Below are 26438 nucleotides of genomic sequence, written 5' to 3'. Positions count from 1 at the left end.
GTCCATGTGTCATGCCGAGAATGACATCCGCAACAAATAAAATCCCTGAATCCCTGAATCCCTGAATCCCTGAATCCCTGAATCCCTGAATCCCTGAATCCCTGAATCCCTGAATCCCTGAATCCCTGAATCCCTGAATCCTCGATCGCTATCCCGTTAGGGGATTTAGCGCGTCGGGCGGATTCACTGTCCGGCGTCGTTCTGGCGGTGGTCCGGCTTCACGGCGGTCGCATCGTCCTCGGCCTTGTCTTCGGCGTCCTTCAATCGATCGTCCGATCCTCGACCGGCTTCGGCCATGCGATCCTTCAGGCGCTGCGGATCCTGCTCGCCGATGTCGGCTTCGTCGCCGGACACCGTCGCGGGTTCGTTGACGCGCTGGCCCTGGTCTGTGGAAGAGCGATTCATGATGTGCTTCTTTCGAGTGGAGGTGCGACGATTTTTCCCAGCCGGATGGCACGCGGCTGTAGGACTCGCAGGCGGGCGGGCGCCGGCCGACACGGCGATCGACACCGGCCGACATCCCCATCACGCATCCAGTCCCAACCATCCGACCAGACGATGCCTGGTCTCCTCGTCGGGCGGCGCCATCGTCTCGCGCTCCCAGGCCGAGAGGATGACGCCCAAGGCGGCGGCCAGCAGGTCGGCCTCGTCCACATAGGGCCGGTTCGCGTCCAGGCCGCCGAAGATCAACGCCTGGAGCACGGCCGCGGCGCGGCGCGGCGACGTCCTCGCGCCCCGGGTCGACATCGCCTCGACGACCGCCCGGCTCACGCTGGCGATCTCGAAGCGGTCGGTCGTGCCCATGAAGGGCCGCGCCGCGGCGAGCAGGCCGACCAGCTCCGCGCCACGGAGTTCGGGCAGCTCGGCCGCGCGGAGCATGCCCGCGACCAGCCGGTCGCCCACCATGCCCAGGGGCGCCTCGTGGCGCGCCGGGTCGTAAAGCACGGCCGTCTTGCCGTTTTCCAGCACCGTGCGCTGCAGCGCGCCCAGGTCCAGCCGCGCAAGGAACGCCGCCAGGCTCGGCGCGCCCGCCCACCCCCCCAGGAGTTCGGGCAGCTGCCGGCGCAGCACCTGGGCGACGGTCGCCAGATGCACCGGCTCCGATGCGCCTTCGACCAGGCGCCTGACGATCTGGCCGGCCCGCTCGTCCAAGGGCTCCACGGCAACCTCCGCCGCCGCGCCGGCGGTGGCAACGGCGCGCCGCTCGTGCAGGGCGACACCGGCGACGGCCTCCGGATCCATGACCGTCGCGGCGCTCCCCGGCCGCTCCGCGCCGCGCTGCGAATCGACCGCCACGTCCTGTTGGAAATCGAACATCACGCCCGGCACGGTGAGTTGCCGCATCAGGCCGGCGAACGATCCCGTGCCGTCCCAGCGGCTCTCGCGCAGCCCGGCGATGCGGCGCTGGAGCGCCTGGGCCAGGAAGGGAAGGGGCACCGGGGCGGTCGCCTGCATCACAATGCGGTGGACCTCGTCGCTGCATTGCCGGCGCAGGTCGTCGCCCGGCCGGCCGGCGCCGGCGGCGCCGCCGTCCAGCCCGAGCGACAGGTCGTCCTCGTCCTCCGGCGAAGCGATCTCCAGCGCGTCGTGCAAGAAGGTCTGGAGGTCGATGACCCGGTCGGCCGAGGCCTTGTAAGACTCCGACATCGCGCCGGCGGCGAACACCACCGTGCGCCGGTCGTGACGCCGCAGCCGGCGCAGCAGCGGCGAGAAGTCGGCGTCGGCCGAGAAGACGATGAACTCGTCGAAGCGCGTGGCGTCCAGCAATGCGTCCATGGTGTCGAGCACCAGGTGGATGTCGGTCGAGGTCTTGCCGGTGGCCGTCATGGGCGGGCAGTCGACGATCTCGAAACCCGCCTCCTGGAACGCCCGGCGATAGGTCTGGTACATGACCGGGTTGAGGTAGCAGCGCCGCACCAGCACCCGTCGCGGATCGGTCGTCGCGCCGGGCGACGTCCCGGAATCCAGTCCGTCGGTCAGCCATTGCAGCCAGCGCAGCGGCTGGCGGGAGAAGCGCTCCGCCGCCTCGGCGCTGAGGCGGCGCAGGCCGGAGTACACATTGTCGAAGTCGACGAACAGGGCAATCTTCATGGAAACGGGGGATCTCGGTCGTGGCGGATGCGGGTATCGCGAGCGTCGATTCTCGACGCGCCATGCGCGGTGCGCCTCTGTACCGGCGGTGGGAATTTGGTTAAGGTTTGCGCCCCTGTGGTCCGTGCGACCCGACACCGACGGCTCGTTTGAAGGACAGCCCGCATGAGTCACATTCTTCGTGCCTGGACTTTCTGGATCCATGCCGACATCCAGGAGGAGTGCCGCAGCGACATGGAACGCATGGTGTTCGGCCGCATGCGACAGGCGCCCGGCAACCTGCGGGTCAACGCCCTGTTCAACGACGCGGGCGACGGCACGGTCGAGGTGGTCGTGCTGTCGCTTTGGGAATCGATGGCGCACGTCCGGGCCTTCGTGGGTCCGCTCTACCTGCAGCCGGTCATTCCGCCCGCCTTCCTGGGCAAGGTCTTCGACCGCGAACCCCAGGTCCATCATTACGCGGTCACGGACCTTCCGTCGTCGCTGAAGGACTGGATCGTCGCGTGACCTGACCGCCGAGCGGCTGTCGGCGGTTCTTCGCCACCGCCCCGGCTCGCGGCGCGGTGGCCGCCGCGCCCTCGATGGCGCACGCGGCCGCCGAAGCCGGCGGCCGGCTGACCCTCGGCGACGCGGGTCGCGGACCGGGCCGCTTCCATCCTTCGGTCGTCAAGGACGTCGGCCTCCCGACCGACCTCGGCCGTGACGACCGGGGCGGGGCCCGGTGGAACTTCCACAACTGCATCACGCCGGTGTCCCGGTCCTGCAGCCGCAACGCCTTCGATACCGCGCTTTCCGTTCGCACCCGCGCCGGACGACCCGTCATCGAGACCCGCACCACCGACCGCAACGGCAACGCGCGGCCGGCCAGCGTGCCCTTCAACAAGCGCGGCCACGACTTCCTCGCCATCCCGAAGTTCATGGTGCGCGTGATCCGACGGAGCGCTCCTGTCGATCGCCAAGGCATCCGCCCTCGGGGACGGCTCCGAACGTGGCGAGCGAAGGCCGCCCACGTGGCTGGTGGACGGTTCCTGCGCGTCGTGGACATGACGGACCGATTCGATGAGGCGGCCCTACCCCCTGAAAGTCATACAACACAACTTATGTTAACAATCGGGACGATCTCGGTCCGACGCAGGCGCGTGACGACGTCGAACGTCCTCCAGTGCATGCCCGGTGTAGCGCGAATCCCTTTCGGTCTTCTGGCCGACGGTCCGCCCGCGCCACCCCGGGACCGGACGGATCTCACACCACCGTCGGGGTCGCCGCGCCGTCCATCGACAGGACCGCGCCGGAGACGTAGCCGGCCCGGGGCGAGCAGAGGAACACCGCCGCATCGGCGATCTCCTCCGGGCTGGCCGGGCGGCCCAGCGGCAGGCGCTCGCTGGTCCGCGCCAGCACCTGCTCCTTGGTGGCTCCCGTCCTGCCGGCCTCGGCGGCCAGCCCCTCGTCCATGCGATCGGTGCGCGTGATGCCCGGATTGATGACGTTGACCCTCACGCCCTGGCGACCGTAGGCCGCTGCCAGGCCCACGCTCGCGAGCATCAGGGCCGCGTTGGCGGCACCGCCGGCAAGGTGCGTCGGCGTGGCCATCTTCCCGCCCATGCCGACGATGTTGAGGATCGCGCCCTGTCCGCGCGCGGCCATGGCCTTGACGACGGGGTCGATCACGTGGATGTAGGTGAAGTACTTGGCGTCCATGCCGTCGTGCCAGTGCCGGGGCGTCAGCTCGTCCGGCGCGGTGCGTCGGGCGGCGCCCGCCGAGTTGACCAGGATGTCGATGGGTCCGAGGGCCTGCTGCGCCCGCGCCACCGCATCGGCCGCGGCGTCGGCCTGCGTCAGGTCGGCCGCGATCCCGTGCACGCGGGATGCCGGGAAGGCGTCCGCCAGTGCCTGGCGCGCGGTTTCCAGTCGCCCGGCGTCGCGGGCGATCAGCGTGACGCTCGCGCCTTCGCCGAGGAACGCCCGCGCGCAGGCCAGCCCGATCCCCTTGCTGCCGCCGGTGACGAGCACGTGCTTCGACTTGAGTTGCAGATCCATGGTCGGCGAGTTTCGTGTGAAGGATGAAGGAAGGCGACGGCGGGCGCCGGGCCATCCGGCGCCCTTCGTCGCTCGTGCGGCCGTCGGGGATCAGCCCACGGCCGCCGGCCCCGCGTCGATGCGCAGCCGGAACAGATCGTAGGGCGGCTTCTGCTGGTCGTCACCGCCCCGGTACTCGGCCCGGCGCTGCACCTGCGCAGCGTTGACGTACAGCCAGCCGTCGGCCGCGAGGTGGAAGGTGTCGGGCCACAGCAGGCGTGGATCGCTTGCCAGGACCTCGATGCGGCCGTCGGGATGGCGGCGCGCGATCGCGGCGGCTTCCTGAAGCGTCAGGTACACGCGGTCGCGGTCGTCGCAGGCCAGGCCGCCGGTCATGCCCTTCTCGCCCAGGTCCCTGACGGTGGCGGCCACCGCGGCGTCGCTCGGCGCGTCGAGCAAGGCCGCCGTGTCGACGCCGTAGAGGCGCCGCCCGATCAGCGGCGCGTAGTAGAGCGTGCGGCCGTCGTGGCTCAGCGCGATGCCGTTGGCGCCACCCTGCACCGGCTGGCGGTTGCCGGCGGCGTCGACCTTCTCCACCGGCCGGCCCTCGACGATCTTGAGCACGCCCTTGACCGAGGCCGTGCTGCCGTGCCCGGCGAGGCGCCGCACCGCGCGGCCGCTGGCGAGGTCGACGGCGACGATCGCGCCCTGGCCGTCCTGGCCCTGGTCGGTGACGTAGGCCACCTCGCGTCCGCTGCCGCCGGCGCGCACGCGCAGGTCGTTGAGCGAGGAGGTCGGCACCACCGCGCCGGCGAGCGGCACCACGCGCAGCACCCGGTTCGTCGCGATGTCGATGCACACCAGCTTGGCGGCGCCCGTCATCGGCGGGCCCGAACCGCCCGCGAGGCCGGCGTCGAGCAGCCACAGCCGGCCGGCCGCGTCGAACACGCCGTTGGGCACGTGCACCAGCGTTGCCTGCGGGCGCGCCGGGTCCGGCCGGTTGGTGGCCGCGTCGGGGTACGGCGTCACCCGCCCGTCGGCATCCACCTCGCCGACCGTGTAGGGCACCTTGGCGTCGAAGCGCGGCATGAAGACGAACAGCCTGCCGCCGGGCGAGAACGCGATGCCGGTCGGCGTGGACGGGCATTGCATGCGGCGCACCAGCTCCAGCGCGCTCCGGTCCGAGTTCGTCGGGATCGAGGTCGAAGGCGCCGACGACGTCAGCGGTCCGGCGCCGGCACAACCCGCCGCGAGCGCGGCACCGAGGGTGCTGGCCAGCACGTGCCGGCGCGGGATGGGAGACGAGGGATTCATGGTGTCGTGAAAGGTCGTGATCGGAGGGAGGAAGGCATCGGAAGGCGTCCGGGACGAGGTCGCGCCGGCGGCCCGCTAGGGATTCCGCGCCCAGGCCGCGCCGCGGACGCGCATCGGCAGCGCGAGGACGTTCGCGCCGTTGCAGATGAACAGCGTCCGGCCGTCGGCGCCGCCGAACGCCAGGTTGCCGCACACGGAGGCCGTGCGGATGGCGCCCAGCGCTTCGCCCGCCGCCGACCAGATGCGGATGCCGTCGGCGGTGGCCGCGTGGACGCAGCCCGTCTCGTCGGTCTTCAGGCCGTCGGGCACGCCGGTGCCCAGGCGGGCGAAGACGCGTTCGCGCCGCAGCTGGCCGTCGTCCGCCACGTCGAAGGCGCGGATCTCCCGGCCGCCGCCGTCGGGGTCGAGCGCCGCGCCCGCCTCCGACACGTACAGCGTCCTGAAGTCCGGCGAGAAGGCGATGCCGTTGGGCTGGTCGAAACTGTCGCTCGCCACCGTCAGGCGGCCGTCGGCGCCGAGCCGGAAGACATTGCGCGCGCGCTGCTCGGGCTCGGCCTGCAGGCCCTCGTCGGGCTGCGTGATGCCGAAGACCGGGTCGGTGAACCAGATGGCGCCGTCGGCCGACACCGCCACGTCGTTGGGGGAGTTCAGGCGCCGTCCCTCGTGGCGATCGGCCAGCACGGTCCACCGGCCGCCGGCCTCGCGCCGCACCAGGGCGCGGCCGCGGTGCTCGCACGACAACAGCCGGCCCTGGCGGTCGAGCGCGTTGCCGTTGCCGTTGTTCGACGGGTCGCGCAGCACCTCGGCGGACCGGTCGGCGCGCAGGCACATCAGGCAGTCGGCGCGCACGTCGCTGAACACCAGTCCGCCATCGGCGGGCGACCAGACTGGCCCCTCGCACCAGCGGCCGGAGACGTACACGGTGCGTGCCACCGCCGCCGGATCGACCAGGCCGGCCAGCGCCCGGCCCTCGGACTGGACGACGACGGCCGAGGTCGCGGCCCGCGCCGGCCCCGCCAGCGCCGCCAGTCCCCAGGCCGTCGCGGTCGCCATCGCGCCACGGCGGGTGACGCCGTCCGGGTGCGGGGAGGGGTCGCGTCGGATCATCGATTCAGCCTTCCAGGAAACGGTCCGCCGTGCGCAGCGACAGCGCCATGATCGTCAGGGCCGGGTTGGCCACGAGCGCGCTCGGGAACACCGAGTTGTCGCAGATCCACAGGTTGTCGATGTCGAAGCTGCGGCCGTCGGAATCGACCACGGCGGTCTCGCGGTCGGTGCCCATGCGGCAGGTGCCGATGGTGTGCGCGGTGCGCGGCAGCACCATCGTCTCGGTGGCGCCGGCGGCCTCGACGATGCGGCGCATCGTCCGCGTCGCGTGCCGGTCGATGGCCTCCTCGTTGGCCCCGGGGCCGAAGCTGACGACCGCCTTGGGCATGCCGAAGGCGTCGAGTTCGTCCGAGAGCACCAGCCGGTTGCCCTCGGACGGCAGGCATTCGGCGTTGATGCCGACGCCGGCCATGAAGCGGTAGCCGTCGACCGCGTCCACCAGCGCCCGGCCCCACAGTCCGGCGCCCCGGGTCATCGTGGTCGCCAGCGTGGCGGGCATCACGCCCAGGCTCTGGATCAGGTAGCCGCCCGCGAAATCGGCGTCGGCGGGGCGCAGGGTGTCCTCGGTCAGCAGCGACGACGGATAGCCCCGGTGCCCGCGCATCTCGGTGTCGAAGCGACCCCAGACCTGCGTCGCGCCGTGGGCCATGAAGTTGCGCCCAACCTGCCCGCTGCCGTTGGCCAGGCCGGTGTGGAGCAGCAGCCGCGGCGTCTCGACGCCGCCGGCGCAGACGAACAGCGCCGCGCAGCGCTGCCGGCGGTCCACGCCGTGCTGCCGGTAGACGACGCCGGTGATCCGGCCGGCGGCGTCGCGCTCGATCCCGTGGACCCGGCAGCCGGGGCGGATCTCGGCGCCGTGCGCCACCGCCGATGGCAGGTAGGTCGTGTCCATGCTGGCCTTGGACGCGTTGCGGCAGCCCTGGTGGCACGAGCCGCAGTTCACGCAGGCCTGGCGCAGGCCGCCGCCCTCCTGCCGCCAGTCGCGCGAGACCAGCGCCGCCGGCGCGTCCGCGGTCCGGATGCCGAGCGCGGCGCAGCCGCGCGCCATCATGTCCGCCGAGGCGTTGCGCTTCGCGGGCGGCAGCGGGTAGCGGCGCTCGGGGTCCCAGGGATAGCCGGACGGCCCGGACACGCCGATGAAGCGTTCGACCCGTTCGATGTAGCCGACGAGTTCGGCGTGGTCGATCGGCCAGTCGTGGCCCACGCCCGCCAGCGTGCGCAGCTTCAGGTCGCGCGGATCAGGGCGCGGCGTGAAGGCGCCCCAGTGCAGGGTCGATCCGCCTACGCCGGTGCCGCTGTTGTTGGGGCCGAAGGCGGTCGGGGTGGCACCGCCGCTCAGGCGTTCCTCCATCCAGTTAATGTCGGTGCCCTCGGCCTCGTCGGGCGTGTGCTCGCCCGGCTCCCAGTTGCGTCCGGCCTCCAGGGCCACGACCCGCAGGCCGCGCGCGGCCAGTGCCGCCAGCAGCGGCGCCCCGCCGGCACCCGTGCCGATCACCACGGCATCGACGGCCTCGCCCTCGTCGTGGCGTCGCATGACATCGAGCTTCATCGCGCCACCTCCATCAGCGGTTCCCACGCCTCGCGCTCGCCGGCGCCGAGCCGCTCGAAGCCCTGCTTGCGCGTGCCGTCGCCGCCGTTGGCGAAACCGTCGAAGCCGATGCGGGCCAGGGTCGCGGGATGCGCCAGCCAGAGGCGAACCAGGTCGGCGCGCAGGTCCTCGAACCAGTGTTCCATCTGCGACGCGGACAGTGCCGCGCGCTCGAATCCGCCTTCGGCGATCCGGGTCAAGGTGGCCTGCTGCTCGTCCTCGGCGAGGTCGCCGAATCCAGCCAGGCCGTCGAGCGCCATGGCGTGGGCCTCGCGGTCCGGCGGCAGGTCGGCGAAGCGCCAGCCGTCGCCCTTGCCCGCCGCGAGTTGCGCGTCGATGCGGGCCGCCAGGTCGATCGCGGGGCCGGTCTGCGGCACCACCTGGTCGGCCACGGCGCGCAAGGTCCGCAACTGCGTCGGCGACAGCACCTCGGGTGGGCGATCGGCCGCGTCCGCCAGCGCCCGCGTCGCCAGCGCGGCGCGCGTCCTGCGGCTCACGCGGTCGGAGGCGATCAGGCGTGCGAACGCGCCGGGCACCGCCGGCCCGGTGCCGGCCGTCCCGTGCCAGAAGCGCGCGATCCGGTCGGCCACCTCGCGCGGGCGCTCCAGCGGCAGCAGGTGCCCCGCGCCCTCCTCCACCGCCACGACGGCGCGCGGATAGACGGTCGCGTTCGTCGCGCGCTGGCCCGCTTCGCCCAGGTCGCCATCGGCACCACCGGCGACGATCAGCGCCGGCAGGTCGAGCGTGCCGACCTCACCCGACCAGTCCTCCCGGCTGCCGCGTTCGAGCCAAGCCAGCCAGGCCTCCGGGGACGCGCGCCGGAGGTCGTCGAGGGCGAGGCGATCGGCATCGGGGGACAGCGCCCGGCCGACGTTGCCGTCGACGAAGGCCCTGGCCGCAGCGGCGTCGAGCGGCCCGTGCGCCGCCCAGCCGATCATCTCGCGGCGCCGGTCCTCGTCCATCGGCTCGGGCGACGGCGGCGACCCGGCGAGCAGCACGACCCCGGCGAGTCCGAACAGGCCGGGATCGCCGGCCAAGGCGCGCGCGGCGACGATCGAGGCGATCTTGCCGCCCATGCTGTGACCGACGAGCAGCCAGCGTGACGCGCCCCGCGTCCGCACGATGGCCGCGACGTGGTCGGCCATGCCGACGACGCTCAGGTCCGTCGCGTCCCGCGCGTCGCCGAAGCCCGGCAGGTCGATCGCGACCGTCTCGAAGTCGGCGCCCAGCGCGGCGGCGACGCCGCTCCAGGCGCGCGCGCTGCCGCCGAGCGCATGGAGCATGAATAGCACGGGACGATCATTCATCGATGGAGTTCATTCGTTGGTGGACACGGGACGACCGGCACATCCGGCCGCTCGTGTAAGAGTCATGATCGATGCCGCCGTTCACGACCGGAAAGGGACGGTTCGGCCTTCCTGCGGTAGGTCGAATGCCTTGTCGAGGGCCCCATTTAGACTCGACCGCTTGTCGAATCCCCTCCATCCGCACACGCCGTCATGATCTCCAATCAACTTCTCAAGCGCCCCACCATCCGACTCCATGGCAAGGTCGACGACGCCATGCTCGACAGATTCATGGAGCAGATGGCCGCGGCCGTCGACGGTGGCGATCCCATCCTTCTCGAACTGACGACCACCGGCGGCGACGCGGAGATCGGACGGCGCATCGCGACGGACGTGATGCTGGCGCGCGACCGGCTCGGCCTCGACCTCGTCTTCCTGGGCAAGTCGGTGGTGTACTCGGCCGGCGTCTCCATCATGTCCGGCTTCCCCCCGAAGGACCGTTTCCTGACGAAGGACTGCATGCTCCTCGTGCACGAGCGCCGCCTGAACAAGACCCTCGAACTCAAGGGCGCGATGCGCGGCATGGAGGCACTCGTGAAGGACACGCTGTCGGAGATCGAAAGCGCCCTGCAGATGGAGCGCACGGCCTTCGACTACCTCGTCGCCGGAACGGAGGTCACGCTGGAGGCGCTGATGGAACGGATCAACCGGTCCGACTGGTACATCTCCGACAAGGAAGCGCTGAAGATGAAGCTGATCGCCGGCATCGTCTGATGCCGGGACCGCTCGAAGGAGCGGACGCCGCTGGGCGGGCGGCTCCCGCCGCCCTCAGGCCGGGATGTGCTCGATGCCCGAGGGCGTCGCCGGCGCGATGCCGTTGCGCCGGTGCCGAAAGGCCGACAGCGCCGCGTACACCTTCAGACGCGCCCGCATCACCGAGCCCAGGGGCCGGTGCGCGGCCAGCGAGTGCGCCGGCCGGAAGGTCATGACGTCGTCGAAGTAGCGGGCCCGGGCCGCGCTGTGCGCCTCCTGGGGCGCCAGGCGCAGCGTGGCGACGGTGCGATAGGGACTTTCCTGCGCCGACCATTCGACCGCCGCGTCCTCGATGGGCTGGGTGGCGGCGTCGGTCCACAGCTGAGCGCGCAGTTCGAAGACCGCTTCGTGACGCCGCATGAATTCCACCACCGCCGTGCGGAAGGCGTTCGGGTCGGTCCGCGTGTCGACGGTGATGTCCGCCAGCGCCTGGAGCTGGGGCGATACCGGGAATGCGCCCAGCTTGGCCACGTGGTCGCCATAGCGGATCGGCGCCTGGCTGTGGTACGGCTCGGACAGGGGATGGCTGAACGGATGACCGAAGAAGTCGGCCTTCGCGCTCTCGGTGCCGACGGCCTTGAGCACCTTGTTGAGGTTGCGCGCCACGGAGGACACGGCGCTCTTGACCCCCTCGGGCAGCGGCGTCGCGCTCTCGATCTGTCTGGCGTCGCGCAGGAAGCCTTTGGCGGTCCCCGACGGAAAGGTCGTTCCGGTGGCCAGCACGAAGTCCTGGGTGTCGTCGGCGTGGCCGGGCAGCTTCTCGCCACGGACGCCGAAGACCTTGATGGCCATGCCGCGATGGGTCGACACCCGGTCGTCGAGCGTCTCGCCCGGGCCCTGGGCCAGCCGCACGGCGACGTCGTGGGTCCCCGGCGCGGCGAACAGGCCCTGGGCCAGCTCGGGCGGCAGACCGGCGGCCACCGTCAGCGTGCCCACCAGGAGACCCGTGCTCTTGGCGTGCGAGGCACGCACCGCGTGGCCCTCGCGATCGGCCACGATGCGGCTCTCGTGCGTCATGGCTTCGACGATGCCGTCGATGGCGTCGTCCTCGTCCGCATCGGGCGTCTCGATGTCGGCGCTGTAGCGCAGGTAGGTCATCGGATCGTCCTCACAGCGGAAAGGCCGACAGATCGGTCGGTTCGACCACCGGCGTCCCGTTGCGCTCGGCGCGGAAGCGGGCGGACTGCTCGTAGGCGGCCCTGCGCGCGCGCATCACGTTGCCCAGCGGCTGGTGCGCCGCGAGGCCGCGCCAGGGACTGAAGAACATGCCGTCCTCGGAGACCTTCCGGATGGCCTCGTTCCACCCCGCCTGTGGCTCGGCCGAGATGCGGGCCACGGCGACGTAGGGGCTCTGGTCCTCCGGCCACGGCACCGAGGCGTCCTCGACGGGCATGCTGTCGAGATCGGTGCACAGCTGCACGCGCAGCTCCCATTCCATGCGGTGGCCGCGCGCGAAGTTCACCAGTTCCTCGCGCAGGCCGTCGGGGCGGTCGTCCAGGTCGACCTCCTCGCCGGCCAGCGCCGCGAGTTCCGCCGACACCGGCACGACCGCGAACTTGGCGACGTAGCGCCCGTACCGCAGCGCCGCGCCGGAATAGAAGGAGGCGCCGAGCACGTGGGTCATCGGGTGGCCGCCCATCGAGATCAGGGTCGAGCTCTGCCCGCCGAAGGCCTCGACGACGCGCTCGGCCACCCGCAGCGTCGCCGACAGCGCCTTCTTCGCGCCTTCGGCGACATCGGTGGTGGCGGCCAGGGGCTTGAGGTTGGCGAGGAACTTCTTCGCCGTCGGCGCGCTGAAGGCGGGGCTGTCGGCGAAGACGAAGTTCTGCGTGACGTCCGCCTCCGAGCCCGGCAGGCGCTCGCCCGGGACGCCGAAGACCTTGAGCGCGAGACCGCGCGGCACCGACACCTTGTCGTCGAGCACGTCGCCCGGGTTGGTCGAGAAGCGCATGAGGACGTCGTACGCGCCGGGCTGCGCGAACAGGCCCTGCGCCAGCGTCTCGGGCAGGCCGCTCAGCACGCTCAGGCGTGCCCGCAGCACGCCGTGCGCCTTGGCGTGGACGCTGCGGCGCGCGTGCCCGCTGTCCTCGAAGGTCTTCTCGCGGATCTTCGACAGCGTCCGGTCGAGGTCGGCGAAGACCTCCTGCTCCTCCGGCTCGATCCGCTCGACGGCGGGGGTGTAGGGAATGGGCGGGGAACTGGCGGCGGGGTGGTTCATGACGGCGTCCTTTCGTGGGGGTCCGATCTGGCGGACATCTTGAACCATACGGTCCAGAATTCGTTTGGCTGTAGGCGCACAGCGCGGCCGATGCAGGAGACGCGGCAACCGGAGCCGCACCGGCGCGCGCCGCCCGAGGCGTCTGCTAAGGTGACCCATGGCAGCGAAAAGTGTGGGTCGGCCCCGAAGCTTCGACGAGGACGTCGCGCTCAGGCACGCCACCGCGCTGTTCTGGGAAAAGGGCTACGCGGCGACCTCGCTCGACGACCTGCTGGCGGCCATGGGCATCGCGCGCTCCAGCTTCTATTCGACCTTCGGCTCCAAGCAGAAGGTCCTGTGGGCGGCCCTCGCGCTCTATACCGACGAGCTCGTCGGGCGCATGCGGGCGGCGGCGGCGGCCGAGCCCACGCCCCGGCGGGCGCTGGCGGCAGTGCTGGCCATCGCCGGCTGCAGCGTGCGGCCGTCGCAGGGCTGCCTCTTCGTCAACATCGCCACGGAGCTGGCGCCGACCGACGCGGAGGTGCGGCGCATCGCCCAGGACTACCTGGGCGAGGTCGACCGCCTGTTCACGTCCCTGTTGCGCGGATGCGGCTTCGCCGCCCGGCGTGCGTCGAGCGGCAGCGCCGCCCTGATGGCGCTGACCACCGGCGCGGTGACCCTGCGCAAGGCGGGTGCCCCGGAGGCGCGGGTGCGCGCCATGCTGGATGTCGCCGCCCGGATGCTGGATCGGGAGACGGACCGCGAGGAGTGAGGTCCGACGCGGCCGCAGGCGGACTCGATCCCCTCGTCAGCCGGCCAGCACCGCCGCCAGCCGCCGCGCCGTCTTCGCGCTGGCGCCCTTGCCGGTGATCGCCAGAGCCGGCGGATGCGCCAGCATGCGCTCGAAGACCGACCGCACCTCGTCCGCGCCGATGTCCTCGATCATCGCGATCGCCTCGTCCGTCGGCGTCACGCCGCCGCTGGCGAACAGCTCCTCGACGGCCTGCTCCATCGTGGCGTAGGTGCGCTCGCCGGTGCGCACGCGGGCGACGGTCAACTGGTTCTTGGCCCGCTCCAGGTGCACCGGATCGACGGGCGCGGCGGCGTGCGCGCGCAGCAGTTCGCCGGTGGCCGCCACCAGCGCGTCGAGCTTGTCGGGCGTGGTGACGGCATGGACCATGAAGTTGGCCCAGACGTCGCCGCCGTCCATCATGGCGTGGGTCGTGTAGGCCAGTCCCAGCCGCTCGCGGACCGTGTCGACCAGGGGCGAGGACATGCCCTCGCCGAAGACGTGCGCCGCCAGCGAGGCCGCCAGGCGCCAGCGCCGCTGCGGCATCTCGTCCGGCCGCGCGGGCGCGAGCGGATAGGCCACGTTCAGGAACACCTGCGACACCTGCGTGAAGCGCTGCGCCAGGGCATCGCCGACGTACGCCGCCGGCACCGGCGCCGCAGGGCGCGGCGCGGACGCGTCGGCCGACGCCGGCATCGCGGCGAAGAGCTCGCCGGCGAGCGCCAGCCATCCCTCGACGTCGAAGTTGCCGGCCGCCACCACGATCGTCTTCTCCGCCACGTGGTGGGACCGCACGTGGCGCACCAGGTCGTCCCGGGTGAAGCCCTCGATGTTCTCGACGGTGCCGATCACCGGCCGGCCCATCGGGTCGTCGCCCCAGAGCGCGCGGTCGAGCAGGTCGCTGGCGCTGTCCTGCGGGTCCTCCTCGTACTCGATCGCCTCCTGGCGGATCACGTCGAGTTCGCGCCGCAGTTCGGCCTCGGGGAAGGTGCTGTTCAGGACGATGTCGGCGGTCATGCGCAGCAGCTGCTGCGCGTGCCGGCCCAGGCCGGTCATGAAGTAGCCGGTCATGTCCTTGCCGGTGAAGGCGTTGACGTCCGCGCCCAGCCGCTCCGCGTCCAGGTTGATGGCCTGCACCGAGCGCGTGGCGGTGCCCTTGAACGCCATGTGTTCCAGGACGTGGCCGATGCCGTTGGACGCCGCCGTCTCGTCGCGCGAGCCCACGCGCAGGAACACGCCCACGCTGGCGCTCTGCACGTGGGGCATGGGGATGGCGAGCAGCCGGACCCCGTTGGCGAGGGTGTGGAGGACCATGGCTCAGCGCCCTTCCCGGCGCTGCGGCCGGATGTCGATGCCGATGCCGTAGTGCGCGAGCAGGCCCAGCACGTGCCCGATGGCCACGCCGGGCTCGCCCGTCTCGATGCGGCCGATGGTCTGGACGTGCACGCCCAGGCGCGCGGCCGCTGCGGCCTGGCCCTCGCCGGCCTCCGTGCGGGCCCGCTTCGCCGCCGCCCCCAGTTCCTGGATCGCTGTCAGGGCGTCGCCGCCGATGTCCGTCGAGATTCGCTTGCCTTGAGCCATGGGCGCATTGTCGCCGCGCCCGGGCCGGCGTTCAGACCGCGACGACGCTGAACGCGTAGACGCTCGTCGCCGTGCCGTCGGGCGACACGACCTCGATCGTGAAGCGGCTGCCGGCCGCCACCGCGACCGTCGCCGACGCCCCCTGCGCGACGGCCGCGCCGTCGACCCGGAGGGCACTGGCCTTGCCCGACATCGCGAAGGGCTGCACGGCGATGCGGCCGGTGGCGCGCGGCACGTTCACGGTGTAGGCGTAGGTCCAGGGATCGAACTTGCCGGGCAGCCGGTTGGGCACGCCGTTGGCCGGCGCCGCCCAGTGGACGTCCACGCCCACCAGCGCGCCGCCGTCGATCTCGACGTTGGCGAGCTGCGAATATTTGCGGTGGCCGTCGGCGGCGTTGTAGTTGACCGTGGCGCCGCACGGGAAGGCCGTGGTCGGCTGCGTCAGGTAGTCGACCGGATTGGCGTACTTGCCGATCGGGCCGATCGCCATCCAGTTCTTGTCGCGCCACATGTCGCCCACGATGCTCATGCGGTCGCCGCCCTTGGTGCCGCCGCGGATGGACGGTCTGGCGACGGCGTTGCCCTCGTCGATGAGCTGCTGGAAGCACTGGACGAAGTTGTTCACGCACTCGATGCCCACCGAGGTCTCCTGGTGGGCGTTGGTCACCTCCACGATCTGGCCGCTGGTGCTGCTGCGCCGGTAGTTGACGATGAGCTGGCGCGTGAGCGAGAGGAACAGGTCGACCTTCACGCTCTGGTACTGCGTGGTGTCGGCGGTGTGCGGGCGGTTGCAGCCCCACATGTCGGAGCCGAAGACCCAGCCGGTCTGGTTGACGATGAAGGTGGCGGTGCCGTTGGTGTGGCCGGGCTGGATCCAGGCCGTGCCCTGCACGTTGCCCAGGTCGAGCACTTGGCCGTCGTCGATCGCCACGGCGGCGCGACCGGCGGCCTGGAAGTCGGCACGGGTCGAGGCGATGAACGCCGCCTTCTCGATCGCCGAGGCGTACAGCGTGACCCCGGCCGAGGTGAAGTTGTAGATCTGCTCGGCGTGGTCGGGATGGTTGTGGCCGACCAGCACGTCGTAGGGCTTGGTGGCGAGGGTGTCGATGAAGGCCTTGAGGTTGGCCTTCTGGTAGCCGTACTCGCCGGCGTCGAAGACCAGGCCGCGCGCACTGCCCTCGATGTAGAAGACGAAGGCCTGGAAGTACTCGGCCGGGTTGTTGATCTTCCAGACCGTCGGCGCCGTGGCGCTGCCCGCGTGCATCAGCTTGGCCTGGAAGGCGCCGACGGCCGGGCGCACGATGTTCCAAGTGAACTCGCGCACGGCGCTGGTGGCCAAGCCGTTCTTCGTCGCCACGGCCTTCAGGCGGTAGAAGCGCGCGTCGGTGGTCGAGGTCAGCGGATTGACGAACTGCAGCACGCCGTCGGCCGTGAAGTCGTAGACCGCGCCCGCCGTCAGCGGGTCGGCCGGCTCGCTGCCGTCGAAGGTGACGGTGTAGCGGATGACCGCGCCGTCGGTCGGCGTGGAGATGCGCACGTAGCGGCGCGGCGCCGTGGTGCCGGCCTTGCACATCACCTGCGGCGGCGACACCTGGCGCGACGTGATGGCCGCCAGGATCGCCTTGGCCTCGTCGACCGAGAGCGTGCCGGCCGCATCGAAGGTCGTGCCGCTCGCGCCCTTCATGTAGCCCGCCGCGACCATCGCGGCCACGCTGGCGCGCCGGGCGGCGGCGATGCCGGCGGCGTCGGTGAAACCGGCCAGCGCGTCGGTGGCGGCGGCCGGGATCTTGAAGGCCTTGACGTAGACGTCGGCCGCGTCCTCCCGGCTTACCGCGCGCGTGGGCTGGAACGGACCGCCCGCGCCGGAAACGATCGACTCCTCCAGCGCGGTCTCGATCTGCTTGGCGTAGGGCGTCTCGCCGAACTTCACGTCCGAGAAGGTCGGCTGCGCGGCCTTGTACTGGTCGTTGTACTCGGACGAATGCACCCAGTCGAAGTGATCCGAGACCGTGGCGACGAACTCGCCGCGCGTCAGGGGCTTGGCGCCGGGCGACGTCGGCGTGGGGGTCGGCGCGGGCGCGGGCGTGGCGACATCGCGGTCGTCGCTGCCGCCGCAGCCCGACAGGGCCGCGCCGGCGCCGAGCGTGGCGGACAGGCCCAGCAGCCGGGCGAACAGGCGGCGCGAGATGCGTCCGGTCAGCGGGGCGTCGGGGTCGAGGGCGCGCAGGTCGTCGGCGGCCTGCGCGCGCGGAAAGGTCGGGTGCGTCATGGGATGTCTCCGGGATTCTTCGGGAATGCGCGCGGGTGCGCGGCGCGGGATCGGCGGCCGGCGGCGGCCTACTTGCGCACCTTGGCGATCTCGGCCTTGAGTTCGTTGATGGTCTCGGCGCCGACGTTGGCGGCGAACTTGTCGAACACCGGCTGGGTCTTGGCGCGCAGCTTGGCGACCTCCTGCGGCGGCAGTTCGGTGACGGTCATGCCGGCGGTCTTGAGTGCCGCCAGCGCCTTGTCGGCCTCGCCGCGCGAGACGGTGCGCTGGAAGCGCGTCGCCTCGGCGGCGGCCTCCTCGACGAGCTTGCGCTCCTCGGCGCTCATGCCGTCCCAGGTCTTCTTGGCGACGAGGAGCGCCTGCGGGTTGTAGATGTGGCGGGTCTGCGTGAGGTGCTTCTGCACCTCGGCGAACTTCGACGCCAGGATGGTCGTGTTGGGGTTCTCCTGCCCGTCGACGGCCTTCTGGTCGAGCGCCGAATACAGCTCGGGGAACGGCATCGGCGTCGCGTTGGCGCCCAGCGCGTTGAACAGGTCGATGTAGATCGGCGACTGGATCACGCGGATCTTCAGCCCGGCGATGTCGTCGGCTTTGGCGATCGGGCGCTTGCTGTTGGTCAGGTTGCGGAAGCCCAGGTCCCAGTAGCCCAGGCCGTGCAGGTTCTTCTCCTCCAGCCGGGCCATCAGCCGGCGGCCGAACGGGCCGTCGGTGACGGCGTCGGCCTCCTGCGCGCTGTCGAACAGGAACGGCAGGTCGTAGGCGGCGAACTCCCTGACCTGCGCGGTCAGGATGCCGGCGTTGAGCACCGTGAGGTCGAGCGTGCCGCCCTGCAGCGCCGACACGGTCTGCAGGTCGCCGCCCAGGCTGCCGCCCGGGAACAGCTTGACGGTGATCTTCTTCCCCGAACGCTCCGACACGAGGTCGGCGAACTTCTGCGCGCCCTGCGCCTGCGGGTGCCCGGTCTGGTTCTGGAAGGCGAACTTGAGCGTGCGCTCCTTGACCTGGGCCCCGGCGCCCGAGGCGGCCAGCGCGCAGAAAGTCACGGCGGCGAGGGCTGCGGACAGTTTTTTCATGAAGTCGTCTCCTGGGAGTTTTTTGGGGGGAAGGGAGCCAGGTCCTGCTCAGCCGGTGAACAGCTTCGCCGGCCAGGTCACGAGCCACGGGAACAGCACCATCAGGAACATGACGGCGAACTCGGCGATCATGAAAGGCACGACGCCGCGCGTGACGTCGTCCATCGACATCTTGCCCACGCCCGCCACCACGTTGAGCACCGTGCCCACCGGCGGCGTGACCAGTCCAATCGAGTTGTTGATGATGAACATGACGCCGAAGTACACCGGGTCGATGCCCGCGGCGTTGACCACCGGCATCAGCACCGGCGTCAGGATCAGGATGGTGGGCGTCATGTCCATGGCGGTGCCCACGACCATCACCAGCAGCATGATCGCGAACATCAGCAGCAGCTTGTTGTCCATGAACGGCCGCAGCAGCTCGATGACCTTCGAGGGCAGGTCCGCCACCGTGATGAGCCAGGCGCTGACCATGGCCGCGGCGATCAGGAACATCACGATGGCGCTGGTCTTGGCGGCGCCGACGAAGACGCCGCGGAGGTCGCGCCAGCCCAGTTCGCGGTAGACGACGGTCGACACGAACAGCGCGTAGACCGCCGCCACCACCGCCGCCTCGGTCGGCGTGAAGATGCCCATGCGCAGGCCCACCAGGATGATCAGCGGCAGCATCAGCGCCCACAGCGCATCGCGGAAGGCCCGGGCGATCTCGGCGCCGGACTTGCGCGGCGGCGGCGCGATCCTCTCGCGCCGCACCAGCCAGGCCCAGGTGAACCACAGCGCCGCGCCGATCAGCAGGCCCGGCACGATCGCCGCGAGGAACAGCTTGGAGATCGACACGTTGGCCGCCACGCCGAAGATCACCAGCCCGATGCTCGGCGGGATCACCGGTCCGATGACGCCGGTCGCGGCGATCAGGCCGCCGGCGCGCGCCTTGTCGTGGCCGGCCTTGACCATCATCGGCAGCAGCAGCGCGGTCAGCGCCGCCGCGTCGGCCACGGCCGAGCCCGACAGCGCCGACAGCAGGCACCCCGCCATGATGGTCACGTAGCCCAGCCCGCCCTTGACGTGGCCGACCAGCGCCAGCGCGAAGTCGACGATGCGCCTGGACAGGCCACCCACGTTCATGATCTCGCCGGCGAGCATGAAGAAGGGCACGGCCAGCAGCGGGAAGCTGTCGGCGCCACCGATCAGGTTCTGCGCCAGGATCTGGGCGTCGAACAGGTCGAGATGCCACATCAGCGCCACGCCGCTGGCCAGCAGCGAGAAGGCGATGGGGATGCCCAGCGCCATCGACGCCAGCAGCGCGCCGACGAAGACGAGAATCGTCATGGGAGTTTCCTCGGCGCGTCGGCGCGGGATTCGGGGGATGCCGAGGCCTCGATGGCTCCGACCGGATGCTCGCCCAGGATCTGCCGCAGCTGCACGGCCTCCTCGGACTCCTGCACCATCACCAAATCGGCGTCGGCGATGCGGCCGGTGAGCAGGCGGAACAGGTCGAGCAGCAGGATGATCGCGGCCATGACGGCAAAGACGATGGCCGACGCGTAGACGATCGCCATCGAGGCGCCGGTGGTCGGCGCGGTGACGTCCCAGTTGATCCGGGCCTGCGCCAGGCTGCCCTGGAACAGCAGCCCCACGATGCCGAGCATGACGAGGTGGCCGATCGCCAGGCAGATCTTCTTGCCCGCCGGCGGCAGCTTCTGGACCACCATGTCGACGCCGAGGTGGCCGTGCTCGCGCAGCGCCACGATCGCGCCCAGGAAGGTCATCCAGATGAACAGCCAGCGCGAGACCTCCTCGGAGACCGTGATGCCGGAATTGAAGCCGTAGCGCAGCACGACGTTGCCGAACACCAGCACCACCATCACCGCCAGCATGGCGGCGATGACGCCTTCGAGCACGCGGCAGACGCGATCGATCCAGCGACCCAGGGCCATGGGAGCGTCCGGGGTCCGGTTCAGCGCGGCGCCGCTTCGCGCAGCGTCTCGACCAGCGCGCGCAGCGCCGCCAGGTACGACTGCGGACCGAAGCCCTGCACCGTGGCCTTCACGGCCGGCGAGATGATCGAGTGCGCGCGCCAGGCCTCGCGCGCGGCGATGTTGGACATGTGCACCTCGATCGAGGGGAACGGCATCGCCTTGATGGCGTCGTGCAGCGGCACGCCGTGCTGCGTGAGTCCGGCCGGGTTCACCAGCGCGCCCTGCGCGATGTCGATGTGCGCGTGCAGGAAGTCGATCAGGGCGCCCTCGTGGTTCGACTGCAGCGTCAGCAGTTCGACCTGGAGTTCGGCGGCCAGACGCGCCAGGCGCGCGTCGATCTCGGCCAGGGTGGTGGTGCCGTAGATGTGCGGCTCGCGGCGGCCGAACAGGTTCAGGTTGGGGCCGTGCAGGACGAGGATCTTCATGGCAGGCCCGGTGGTGGCGACAGTGGCGGCTGGGGCGGCGTTCATTTGCGGATCCGTGCCAGCTCGGCGTCGTAGAGCTTGACGATGGCCGGGTCGTAGCTGGCGGCGAAGCGCTCGGTCACCGGCTTGGCGATCTGCCGCATGCGGGCCTGCTCGGCCGGCGCGACCTGGTTGACCTGCAGCCCCTTGGCCTGCAGGTCGCCGACGGATTTCTGCGCCGCGGCGCGGCTGACCTGCCGCTGGTAGCCGCGCGCCTCGTCGGCGGCCTCGCGCATCATCTTCTGCTCGGGCGGCGTCAGGCCGTCCCAGAACTTCTTGCTCACCAGCACGATGTTGGCGGCGTAGACGTGGTTGGTCGCGCTCAGGAACTTCTGCACCTCGAAGAACTTGTTCGACAGGATCACCGAGTACGGGTTCTCCTGGCCGTCGACCGCCTTGGCCTCCAGCGCGCCGTAGAGTTCGGCGAAGGGCATCGGCACCGGGTTGGCCTTGAAGGCCTTGAAGGTCTCCAGGAACACCGGATTGGGAATGACGCGGATCTTCAGGCCCTCGAAATCCTCCGCCTTCATGATGGGTCGCTTGCTGTTGGTGACGTTGCGGAAGCCCAGGTCCCAGTAGCCCAGCGCGACCAGCCCCTTCTCCGGCAGCCGGGCGATCAGCGCCTGGCCGAGCGGCCCGTCGAGCAAGGCGTCGGCCTGCTCGAAGGTGCCGACGGCGAACGGGAAGTCGACCAGGCCGAACTCCTTGACGATGCCCGCCAGCGAGGTCGTCGCCGGCGCCGACATCTGCTGTACGCCGCCCTGCAACGCCGACTGCTGCTGCATCTCGTTGCCCAGCTGCGAGGCCGGGAACTCCTGCACCTTCATCCTGCCGCCGCTCTTGGCCGCCAGCAGCTCGGCGAAGCGCTTGACGCCGAAGCTCACCGGGTGGTCGGCATTGTTGAGGTGGCCGAAGCGGATCACGCGCTCGGGCGTGGACTGGGCCAGCGCGCGGACGCCGGAAAGGCCGATCAGCAAGGCTAGTCCCGCGGCCGCCAGCGTCTTCAGAGGGGTTCTCACATCGCGTCTCCGGTGGATCGACCCCGCACGCCCGTCGCGCGTCATCGACCGGCGAAGCTTAACGATCGACTGGAAAGAGTTTCCATGGTGGAAACCCTTTGCACCGACGCATTACAGTCATGACAGCATTCCCACGACCCGACCGGGATCACCCAAAGGACCGACCGCGATGAGCTCCATCCTCGAACGCAGCTTCAGTATCCTGGAACACCTGGCGCTGCACCCCGAAGGCCGGCCGCTGTCGGCGCTGGCCTCGGAGCTGGCGATGCCGCTGAGCGCCACGCACCGGCTGCTGACCGAACTGACCCGCTGCGGCTACGTGCGCCAGCAGCAGAGCCAGGGCGACTACACCTTGACCATCAAGCTCGTCTCGATCGGGCTGGGCTTCCTGAGCGCCAGCGGCATCGTCGACATCGCGCAGCCCCTGCTCGACCGGCTGGCGACGGCGTCGGGCGAACTGGTGCGGCTGGCGGTGGTCGACGGCGACGCCCTCACCTTCGTCGCCAAGGCCCAGGGCGCCACGCGCGGCCTGCGCTACGACCCGGACATGGGCCTGTCGGTCAACCTGTCGTGCAGCGCCGCCGGGCACGCCTGGCTCTCGACGATGAGCGACGAGGCCGCCCTGCGGCGCATCGCCGGCCAGGGCTTCGGCCGGCCCGAGGACTACGGACCGCGCGCGCCGACGACCGTCAAGGACCTGCTGGCCTTCCTGGACGCCGCGCGCGAACGGGGCTTCAGCATGATCACCGAGGTCTTCTCGCCCGGCATGAGCGCCATGGCCGCGCCGATCCGCAGCGGCGCCACCGGCGCGGTCGTCGGCGTGGTCACCATCGCCGGTCCGCTGGTGCGCCTGACCGAGGCCCGGATGATCGAGCTCGGCCCCGCGCTGATCGAGGCCACCGACGATCTCGCCCGGGCCAGCGGGGCCTCGGCGCTGTTCAGGCGGGCGACGCGGTAGGGCGTCGCTCGCGGGCGCCGGCAGCCGACGCGCCAGCCGATGCACTGCCACGATCTGCCGTCCCTCTCCGACAGCCGGCGCGCGGCATCCGCCCAGCCTCGTGGTCTTTCCACCGAGGTCCTTCGATCATGAACTTCCCTTTCCATCGTCCTTCCCGCGTCGCTTCCACCCTCGGCGTCGTGCTCCTTCCGGTCGCCCTGGCATTCGCCTCGGGCGCGATGGCGCAGACCGCCGGCGCCGCCGCCCCGGCCGCGCCGGCCGTCTCGGCGCCCGGTGCGACGACCGGCACGCCCGCCCCCATGGCCGGCAAGACCGCCCGCGCCGACGCTGCGCTGCTGCGCGACATCGCCCACGCCAACCTGGCGGAGATCGCCACCGGCCAGCTGGCCGCCGAGAAGGCGACCGATCCCAAGGTCAAGGAATTCGCCCGGACCATGGTCGACGACCACACCAAGGCGCTCGGCGACGTCACGCAGCTGGCCCAGGCCAAGGACGTCAAGCTGCCCACCGAGCCCGACGTCAAGCACAAGGCCGCCATGGCCAAGCTCAAGCTGATGAGCGGCGCGTCCTTCGACAGGAGCTACGTGAAGACGGCCGGCGTCGCCGACCACGTCGCCACCGAGAAGCTGCTCAAGAAGACGCAGACCGGCGCCCGCGACGGCGAGGTGAAGGCCCTGGCCGACAAGATGCTGCCCGTGGTGCAGCAGCACCTGGTGCACGCGCGCGAACTCGACGGCATGAAGAAGTGATGGAACGGGTCGACGTCGTCAGTCGACCTGGATGCCGCGTGCCTTGACCAGCGCCTCGACGCGCACGGTCTCGTCGCGCACGAACTTCGAGAACGACGCGGGCGCGGTGCCGGCGGGCACCAGCCCGAGCTGCAGCAGCTTGGCGTCGACCTGGGGATCCTTCACGGCCGCCTGGACCGCCTCGGCCAGTTTCCGCACCACGTCCGGCGGCGTCCCCCGGGGCAGGAACACGCCGTTCCACTCGACCACGTCGTAGCCCTTGAGTCCCGATTCGGCCAGGGTGGGCACGTCGGGCAGGCTCGACACGCGCCGGCTCGAACTGACCGCCAGTGCGCGCAGCTTGCCCGACCTGACGTACCCGAGCGTCGACACCACGTTGCCGAAATAGGCCGAGACCTGCCGGCCCATCACGTCGGTCAGCGCCGGCGCGCCGCCCTTGTAGGGCACGTGCGTCATGGCGATCCGGGCCTGTTCGTTGAGCGCCTCGCCCGCCAGATGGGAACCCGTGCCGCCCCCGGCGGACGCGAAATTCAGCGCGCCGGGATTCCGGCGGGCGAAGTCCAGGAACTCGGCCACGGTGCGGTACGGCGCATCGGGCGGCACGACCAGGATCTGCGGCGCCGTGGCGACCAGGGACACCGGGATGAAGTCCCGGGCCGCGTCGAAGGGGAGCTTGCGCAGCGACGGATTGACGGAGAAGGCCGAGGCGTCGTAGAGCACCGTATAGCCGTCGGCCGGTGCCTTGGCCACGGCGTCGGCGCCGATGACGCCACCGGCGCCGGGCTTGTTGTCGATGACGATCGGCTGGCCCAGCGTCGCGCTCATGTGCTGCGCCACGATGCGCGCGGTGTTGTCGGCGCCGCCGCCGGCGGCGTAGGGCACCACCAGGCGGATGGGCTTCTCCGGCCACGCGGCCCAGCCGAGCAGGGGCGCGCACAGGACCAGGACGGCGAGGGAGCGAAGACTTCTTTTCATGGGCGGTCCCGGAGGTCGGTGTCGGTGTCGGATTCGGTCCTGGATTCGGATTCGGGTCGCGCGGGGAAGCCGTAGAGCACGGCCGGGTTGTCGACCAGCACGCGCCGGCGCGCCGCCTCGTCGGGCACCCAGCGCGCGAGCAGGTCGAACAGCGCGGCGTCGTCGGGCTTGGCGTGCGCTTCTTCGGTCGGATGCGGCCAGTCGCTGCCCCACACGGTGCGTCGCGGCGCGAGCCGGGCCCAGCCGCCGGCCACCGCGTCCGTGTCGACGTACCCGCCCGCCGCGCCCGACGCCGAATCGAGGTAGGCGCCGGAGAGCTTGATCCAGGCGCGGCCGTCGTCCAGCAGCGCGCGGACCACGCCGAAGGCGGGATGCGCCCGCCCCTCGGGCAGCGGCAGGCGCGCCAGGTGATCGAAGACGACGGTGCCGGGCAGCCGGCCGAGCAGGGCGGCGTGCTCGACGATCTGGTCGGCGTTCCAGTGCAGCTGCACGTGCCAGCCGAGATCGTGCACGCGGTTCGCGAGCGGCTCGACGCTGTCGAAACCGGTGGCCGCGTGGGTCGGCGTGTACAGGGTGAAGCGGATGCCGCGGATGCCGCCGGCGTCCAGCCGCGCCAGCGCCGCGTCGCTCACGTCGGGCCGCAGCACCGCGATGCCGCGCGTGACCTCGCGTCCGAGCGCCGCGATCGCGTCCAGCGTCACGTCGTTGTCGGTGCCGTGGACCCGCGGCTGCACGACCACCGTGCGCCGCGTGCCGATGCGGCGCTGCAGTCCGCGGTAGTCCCCGGCGGTGGCGTGGTCGAGCAGCGCCGCCCCGCCGACCCGGGGGAAGCGCCGGTCGTAGACGTGCATGTGCGCGTCGCACGCGTCCGGCGGCGCCGCGGTGGCGGGCCCGGTGGTGCCGCTGCTGTGGGGCACCGTCCGCGGCGCGGTCATCGCGGCGCCGTGTCGCCGCCGTCGTCGGCCGCCGCGGCGGGTGCGACGGCTGCCGTGGCCCCGGTCACCAGCGCCGTGTGCTGTCCGAGCGTCGGGGCGGCGAAGGGGTCCGGCCCGGGTGTGCGGTCGAACGCGATCGGACGGGTGAAGCCGCGGTAGCTGCCCAGCGTCGGATGGGCGAAGGTCGCCACCATGTCCTCGGCCATCACCTGCTCGTGGTCGAACATGTCCTCCACGGTGCGGGCCGCCGCGCAGGGCACGGCCTCGCCGAAGATCGCCTCCCATTCGAGCGCGCTGCGCGCGGCCAGCGCGGCGCGCAGCCGGGGCACGATCTCGTCGACGTGCAGGGCGCGCTTGCGCACGCTGTCGTAGCGCTCGTCCTCGGCCAGCTCGCCCAGGCCGACGCGCTCGCACAGGGCCCGCCAGAAGTGCGGCGTGTTGGCGGAGATGTAGATGTGACCGTCCCGGGTCGGATGGATGCCGGTGATGCCGCCGGAGCGCATGTCGCGCCCCACGTCCCGGGGTTCGCCCTCGGCCCAGACCATGCGGGCCGACTGCATCGTCAGCGCCGCGCGCAGCAGCGAGACGCCGACGAACTGGCCCCGGCCGCTGCGCTCGCGCTCGTACAGGGCCGACGCCACGCCCGCGGCCACCAGCGCGGCGGCGTGGTAGTCGACGATGGAGCCGTACAGGATCTCGGGCGGTCCGCCGCGCCGGCCCTGCAGCGCGCACATGCCGGTCATCGTCTGCAGCACCTGGTCGTAGCCGGCCTTGTCCTTCAGCGGGCCGGCCTCGCCGTAGCCCGTGACGCTGCAGTAGATCAGGCGCGGGTTGACCGCCCGCAGCTGCTCGTAGGCGATGCCCAGACGCGGCGGCACGCTGGGCCGGAAGTTGTGCACCAGCACGTCCGCCGTGCGCACCAGCGCCATCAGCGCGGCGTGGTCGTCCGGCCGCTTCAGGTCCAGCACCACGCCCAGCTTGCTGCGGTTGACGCCGACGAAGGCGCGGCTCTCGGCCTCCAGTGTCGAGGGGTACTTGCGCAGGTTGTCGCCGGCCGGCGGCTCGATCTTGACGACCTCCGCGCCCTGGTCGGCCAGCAGCGAGCAGCCGTACGGCCCGGCGATGTAGGCGCTGAGGTCCAGCACGCGCAGGCCGCTGAGCGGCCCGGCCGGGCCGGTGCGTCCGGGCAGGGAGGGCGCGTCCCGGTCGGTGGGGATGTTCGTCATGGTCGGCT

At 71.3% G+C, this 26438-nt stretch carries 25 protein-coding genes; 5 read left to right on the top strand and 20 right to left on the bottom strand.

The genetic code is table 11. The annotated features are described in order from the left end of the window. Positions 1-183 precede the first annotated feature (183 nt). Positions 184-405, bottom strand: coding sequence for a hypothetical protein (locus tag ABID77_RS20400; protein ID WP_429599827.1), 222 nt, complete (start codon positions 403-405; stop codon positions 184-186). A 120-nt stretch (positions 406-525) separates the two neighbouring features. Continuing rightward, positions 526-2091, bottom strand: a complete 1566-nt coding sequence (locus tag ABID77_RS20395; protein ID WP_429599824.1) for an NYN domain-containing protein — start codon at positions 2089-2091, stop codon at positions 526-528. Between the two features lie 165 nt (positions 2092-2256). Between ABID77_RS20395 and ABID77_RS20390 the strand changes: the two genes are divergently transcribed. Further along, positions 2257-2598, top strand: a complete 342-nt coding sequence (locus tag ABID77_RS20390) for a hypothetical protein (protein WP_429599821.1) — start codon at positions 2257-2259, stop codon at positions 2596-2598. A gap of 735 nt (positions 2599-3333) precedes the next feature. On the opposite strand, the gene ABID77_RS20385 is transcribed toward ABID77_RS20390, so the two are convergent. The 5 genes from ABID77_RS20385 to ABID77_RS20365 form a co-directional block, all read right to left on the bottom strand. Then, on the bottom strand, positions 3334-4128 hold the full coding sequence (locus ABID77_RS20385) for an SDR family oxidoreductase (protein WP_429599819.1): 795 nt from the start codon (positions 4126-4128) through the stop codon (positions 3334-3336). A gap of 90 nt (positions 4129-4218) precedes the next feature. Beyond that, complete coding sequence (locus tag ABID77_RS20380; protein ID WP_429599817.1) at positions 4219-5421, bottom strand: SMP-30/gluconolactonase/LRE family protein; 1203 nt, start codon at positions 5419-5421, stop codon at positions 4219-4221. Between the two features lie 75 nt (positions 5422-5496). Beyond that, entirely contained in the window at positions 5497-6528 is a 1032-nt protein-coding gene (locus ABID77_RS20375) for an SMP-30/gluconolactonase/LRE family protein (protein WP_429599814.1), read from the bottom strand. 4 nt (positions 6529-6532) lie between these two features. Then, entirely contained in the window at positions 6533-8077 is a 1545-nt protein-coding gene (locus tag ABID77_RS20370) for a GMC family oxidoreductase (RefSeq protein ID WP_429599811.1), read from the bottom strand. Then, positions 8074-9423 carry an alpha/beta fold hydrolase gene (locus ABID77_RS20365; RefSeq protein ID WP_429599808.1) on the bottom strand — a complete coding sequence of 450 codons (1350 nt, stop codon included), beginning with the start codon at positions 9421-9423 and terminating at the stop codon, positions 8074-8076. Before ABID77_RS20365 ends, ABID77_RS20370 begins: the two co-directional genes overlap by 4 nt. A 192-nt stretch (positions 9424-9615) precedes the next feature. On the opposite strand from ABID77_RS20365, the gene ABID77_RS20360 reads away from it, so the two are divergent. Further along, positions 9616-10176 carry an ATP-dependent Clp protease proteolytic subunit gene (locus ABID77_RS20360; RefSeq protein WP_429599806.1) on the top strand — a complete coding sequence of 187 codons (561 nt, stop codon included), beginning with the start codon at positions 9616-9618 and terminating at the stop codon, positions 10174-10176. Between the two features lie 54 nt (positions 10177-10230). Here ABID77_RS20360 and ABID77_RS20355 read toward each other — a convergent pair whose 3' ends face one another. After that, the gene (locus tag ABID77_RS20355) at positions 10231-11313 is read right to left on the bottom strand and encodes a catalase family protein (protein WP_429599804.1); all 1083 of its coding nucleotides are present in this window, start codon (positions 11311-11313) and stop codon (positions 10231-10233) included. A 10-nt stretch (positions 11314-11323) separates the two neighbouring features. Then, entirely contained in the window at positions 11324-12433 is a 1110-nt protein-coding gene (locus tag ABID77_RS20350) for a catalase family protein (protein WP_429599802.1), read from the bottom strand. 157 nt (positions 12434-12590) lie between these two features. On the opposite strand from ABID77_RS20350, the gene ABID77_RS20345 reads away from it, so the two are divergent. After that, a complete protein-coding gene (locus tag ABID77_RS20345) occupies positions 12591-13184 on the top strand; it encodes a TetR/AcrR family transcriptional regulator (RefSeq protein ID WP_429599799.1) in 594 nt (197 codons plus the stop codon). Positions 13185-13220: 36 nt separating this feature from the next. Here the strand turns inward: ABID77_RS20345 and ABID77_RS20340 are convergent, their stop codons facing one another. From ABID77_RS20340 to ABID77_RS20305, 8 genes are all read right to left on the bottom strand, one after another. After that, entirely contained in the window at positions 13221-14516 is a 1296-nt protein-coding gene (locus ABID77_RS20340) for a M16 family metallopeptidase (RefSeq protein ID WP_429599797.1), read from the bottom strand. Positions 14517-14519: 3 nt separating this feature from the next. After that, positions 14520-14783 carry a helix-turn-helix domain-containing protein gene (locus ABID77_RS20335; protein WP_429599795.1) on the bottom strand — a complete coding sequence of 88 codons (264 nt, stop codon included), beginning with the start codon at positions 14781-14783 and terminating at the stop codon, positions 14520-14522. Positions 14784-14814: 31 nt separating this feature from the next. Next, positions 14815-17052: an S-layer homology domain-containing protein gene (locus ABID77_RS20330; protein WP_429599793.1), complete on the bottom strand. Its 2238-nt coding sequence runs from the start codon at positions 17050-17052 to the stop codon at positions 14815-14817. A 68-nt stretch (positions 17053-17120) separates the two neighbouring features. Further along, on the bottom strand, positions 17121-18125 hold the full coding sequence (locus tag ABID77_RS20325) for a TRAP transporter substrate-binding protein (RefSeq protein WP_429599791.1): 1005 nt from the start codon (positions 18123-18125) through the stop codon (positions 17121-17123). Positions 18126-18173: 48 nt separating this feature from the next. Then, positions 18174-19454: a TRAP transporter large permease gene (locus ABID77_RS20320; protein WP_429599788.1), complete on the bottom strand. Its 1281-nt coding sequence runs from the start codon at positions 19452-19454 to the stop codon at positions 18174-18176. Then, complete coding sequence (locus ABID77_RS20315; protein ID WP_429599928.1) at positions 19451-20056, bottom strand: TRAP transporter small permease; 606 nt, start codon at positions 20054-20056, stop codon at positions 19451-19453. Before ABID77_RS20315 ends, ABID77_RS20320 begins: the two co-directional genes overlap by 4 nt. A 26-nt stretch (positions 20057-20082) precedes the next feature. Further along, positions 20083-20529: a type II 3-dehydroquinate dehydratase gene (locus ABID77_RS20310; protein WP_429599925.1), complete on the bottom strand. Its 447-nt coding sequence runs from the start codon at positions 20527-20529 to the stop codon at positions 20083-20085. 41 nt (positions 20530-20570) lie between these two features. Next, on the bottom strand, positions 20571-21587 hold the full coding sequence (locus ABID77_RS20305; RefSeq protein WP_429599785.1) for a TRAP transporter substrate-binding protein: 1017 nt from the start codon (positions 21585-21587) through the stop codon (positions 20571-20573). A 169-nt stretch (positions 21588-21756) separates the two neighbouring features. Here ABID77_RS20305 and ABID77_RS20300 point away from each other — a divergent pair, with 169 nt between their 5' ends. Continuing rightward, complete coding sequence (locus tag ABID77_RS20300; protein ID WP_429599783.1) at positions 21757-22545, top strand: IclR family transcriptional regulator; 789 nt, start codon at positions 21757-21759, stop codon at positions 22543-22545. A 128-nt stretch (positions 22546-22673) separates the two neighbouring features. Beyond that, a complete protein-coding gene (locus tag ABID77_RS20295) occupies positions 22674-23294 on the top strand; it encodes a DUF4142 domain-containing protein (RefSeq protein ID WP_429599781.1) in 621 nt (206 codons plus the stop codon). An 18-nt stretch (positions 23295-23312) separates the two neighbouring features. Here the strand turns inward: ABID77_RS20295 and ABID77_RS20290 are convergent, their stop codons facing one another. Genes ABID77_RS20290 through ABID77_RS20280 form a run of 3 tightly spaced genes read right to left on the bottom strand, consistent with a single transcriptional unit; the run spans position 23313 to position 26430 of the window. After that, on the bottom strand, positions 23313-24269 hold the full coding sequence (locus ABID77_RS20290) for a Bug family tripartite tricarboxylate transporter substrate binding protein (RefSeq protein WP_429599778.1): 957 nt from the start codon (positions 24267-24269) through the stop codon (positions 23313-23315). Beyond that, positions 24266-25204 carry an amidohydrolase family protein gene (locus ABID77_RS20285; protein ID WP_429599775.1) on the bottom strand — a complete coding sequence of 313 codons (939 nt, stop codon included), beginning with the start codon at positions 25202-25204 and terminating at the stop codon, positions 24266-24268. The genes ABID77_RS20290 and ABID77_RS20285 overlap by 4 nt, the downstream gene beginning before the upstream one ends. Further along, positions 25201-26430 (bottom strand): CoA transferase, encoded by a 1230-nt coding sequence (locus ABID77_RS20280; protein ID WP_429599773.1) that lies wholly within the window; start codon positions 26428-26430, stop codon positions 25201-25203. The genes ABID77_RS20285 and ABID77_RS20280 overlap by 4 nt, the downstream gene beginning before the upstream one ends. Positions 26431-26438: the final 8 nt, after the last annotated feature.

The sequence above is a fragment of the Variovorax sp. PvP013 genome (genome assembly GCF_050435945.1).
GTDB lineage: Bacteria > Pseudomonadota > Gammaproteobacteria > Burkholderiales > Burkholderiaceae_C > Variovorax.
Note: the sequence above shows the minus strand (reverse complement) of the source record. Positions and strands in the feature narration are given on the sequence as shown.

Coding starts and splice junctions, on each gene's coding strand:
- ABID77_RS20400 (WP_429599827.1), bottom strand. CDS start 405: ATGAATCGCTCTTCCACAGACCAGGGCCAGCGCGTCAACGAACCCGCG.
- ABID77_RS20395 (WP_429599824.1), bottom strand. CDS start 2,091: ATGAAGATTGCCCTGTTCGTCGACTTCGACAATGTGTACTCCGGCCTG.
- ABID77_RS20390 (WP_429599821.1), top strand. CDS start 2,257: ATGAGTCACATTCTTCGTGCCTGGACTTTCTGGATCCATGCCGACATC.
- ABID77_RS20385 (WP_429599819.1), bottom strand. CDS start 4,128: ATGGATCTGCAACTCAAGTCGAAGCACGTGCTCGTCACCGGCGGCAGC.
- ABID77_RS20380 (WP_429599817.1), bottom strand. CDS start 5,421: ATGAATCCCTCGTCTCCCATCCCGCGCCGGCACGTGCTGGCCAGCACC.
- ABID77_RS20375 (WP_429599814.1), bottom strand. CDS start 6,528: ATGATCCGACGCGACCCCTCCCCGCACCCGGACGGCGTCACCCGCCGT.
- ABID77_RS20370 (WP_429599811.1), bottom strand. CDS start 8,077: ATGAAGCTCGATGTCATGCGACGCCACGACGAGGGCGAGGCCGTCGAT.
- ABID77_RS20365 (WP_429599808.1), bottom strand. CDS start 9,423: ATGAATGATCGTCCCGTGCTATTCATGCTCCATGCGCTCGGCGGCAGC.
- ABID77_RS20360 (WP_429599806.1), top strand. CDS start 9,616: ATGATCTCCAATCAACTTCTCAAGCGCCCCACCATCCGACTCCATGGC.
- ABID77_RS20355 (WP_429599804.1), bottom strand. CDS start 11,313: ATGACCTACCTGCGCTACAGCGCCGACATCGAGACGCCCGATGCGGAC.
- ABID77_RS20350 (WP_429599802.1), bottom strand. CDS start 12,433: ATGAACCACCCCGCCGCCAGTTCCCCGCCCATTCCCTACACCCCCGCC.
- ABID77_RS20345 (WP_429599799.1), top strand. CDS start 12,591: ATGGCAGCGAAAAGTGTGGGTCGGCCCCGAAGCTTCGACGAGGACGTC.
- ABID77_RS20340 (WP_429599797.1), bottom strand. CDS start 14,516: ATGGTCCTCCACACCCTCGCCAACGGGGTCCGGCTGCTCGCCATCCCC.
- ABID77_RS20335 (WP_429599795.1), bottom strand. CDS start 14,783: ATGGCTCAAGGCAAGCGAATCTCGACGGACATCGGCGGCGACGCCCTG.
- ABID77_RS20330 (WP_429599793.1), bottom strand. CDS start 17,052: ATGACGCACCCGACCTTTCCGCGCGCGCAGGCCGCCGACGACCTGCGC.
- ABID77_RS20325 (WP_429599791.1), bottom strand. CDS start 18,125: ATGAAAAAACTGTCCGCAGCCCTCGCCGCCGTGACTTTCTGCGCGCTG.
- ABID77_RS20320 (WP_429599788.1), bottom strand. CDS start 19,454: ATGACGATTCTCGTCTTCGTCGGCGCGCTGCTGGCGTCGATGGCGCTG.
- ABID77_RS20310 (WP_429599925.1), bottom strand. CDS start 20,529: ATGAAGATCCTCGTCCTGCACGGCCCCAACCTGAACCTGTTCGGCCGC.
- ABID77_RS20300 (WP_429599783.1), top strand. CDS start 21,757: ATGAGCTCCATCCTCGAACGCAGCTTCAGTATCCTGGAACACCTGGCG.
- ABID77_RS20295 (WP_429599781.1), top strand. CDS start 22,674: ATGAACTTCCCTTTCCATCGTCCTTCCCGCGTCGCTTCCACCCTCGGC.
- ABID77_RS20290 (WP_429599778.1), bottom strand. CDS start 24,269: ATGAAAAGAAGTCTTCGCTCCCTCGCCGTCCTGGTCCTGTGCGCGCCC.
- ABID77_RS20285 (WP_429599775.1), bottom strand. CDS start 25,204: ATGACCGCGCCGCGGACGGTGCCCCACAGCAGCGGCACCACCGGGCCC.
- ABID77_RS20280 (WP_429599773.1), bottom strand. CDS start 26,430: ATGACGAACATCCCCACCGACCGGGACGCGCCCTCCCTGCCCGGACGC.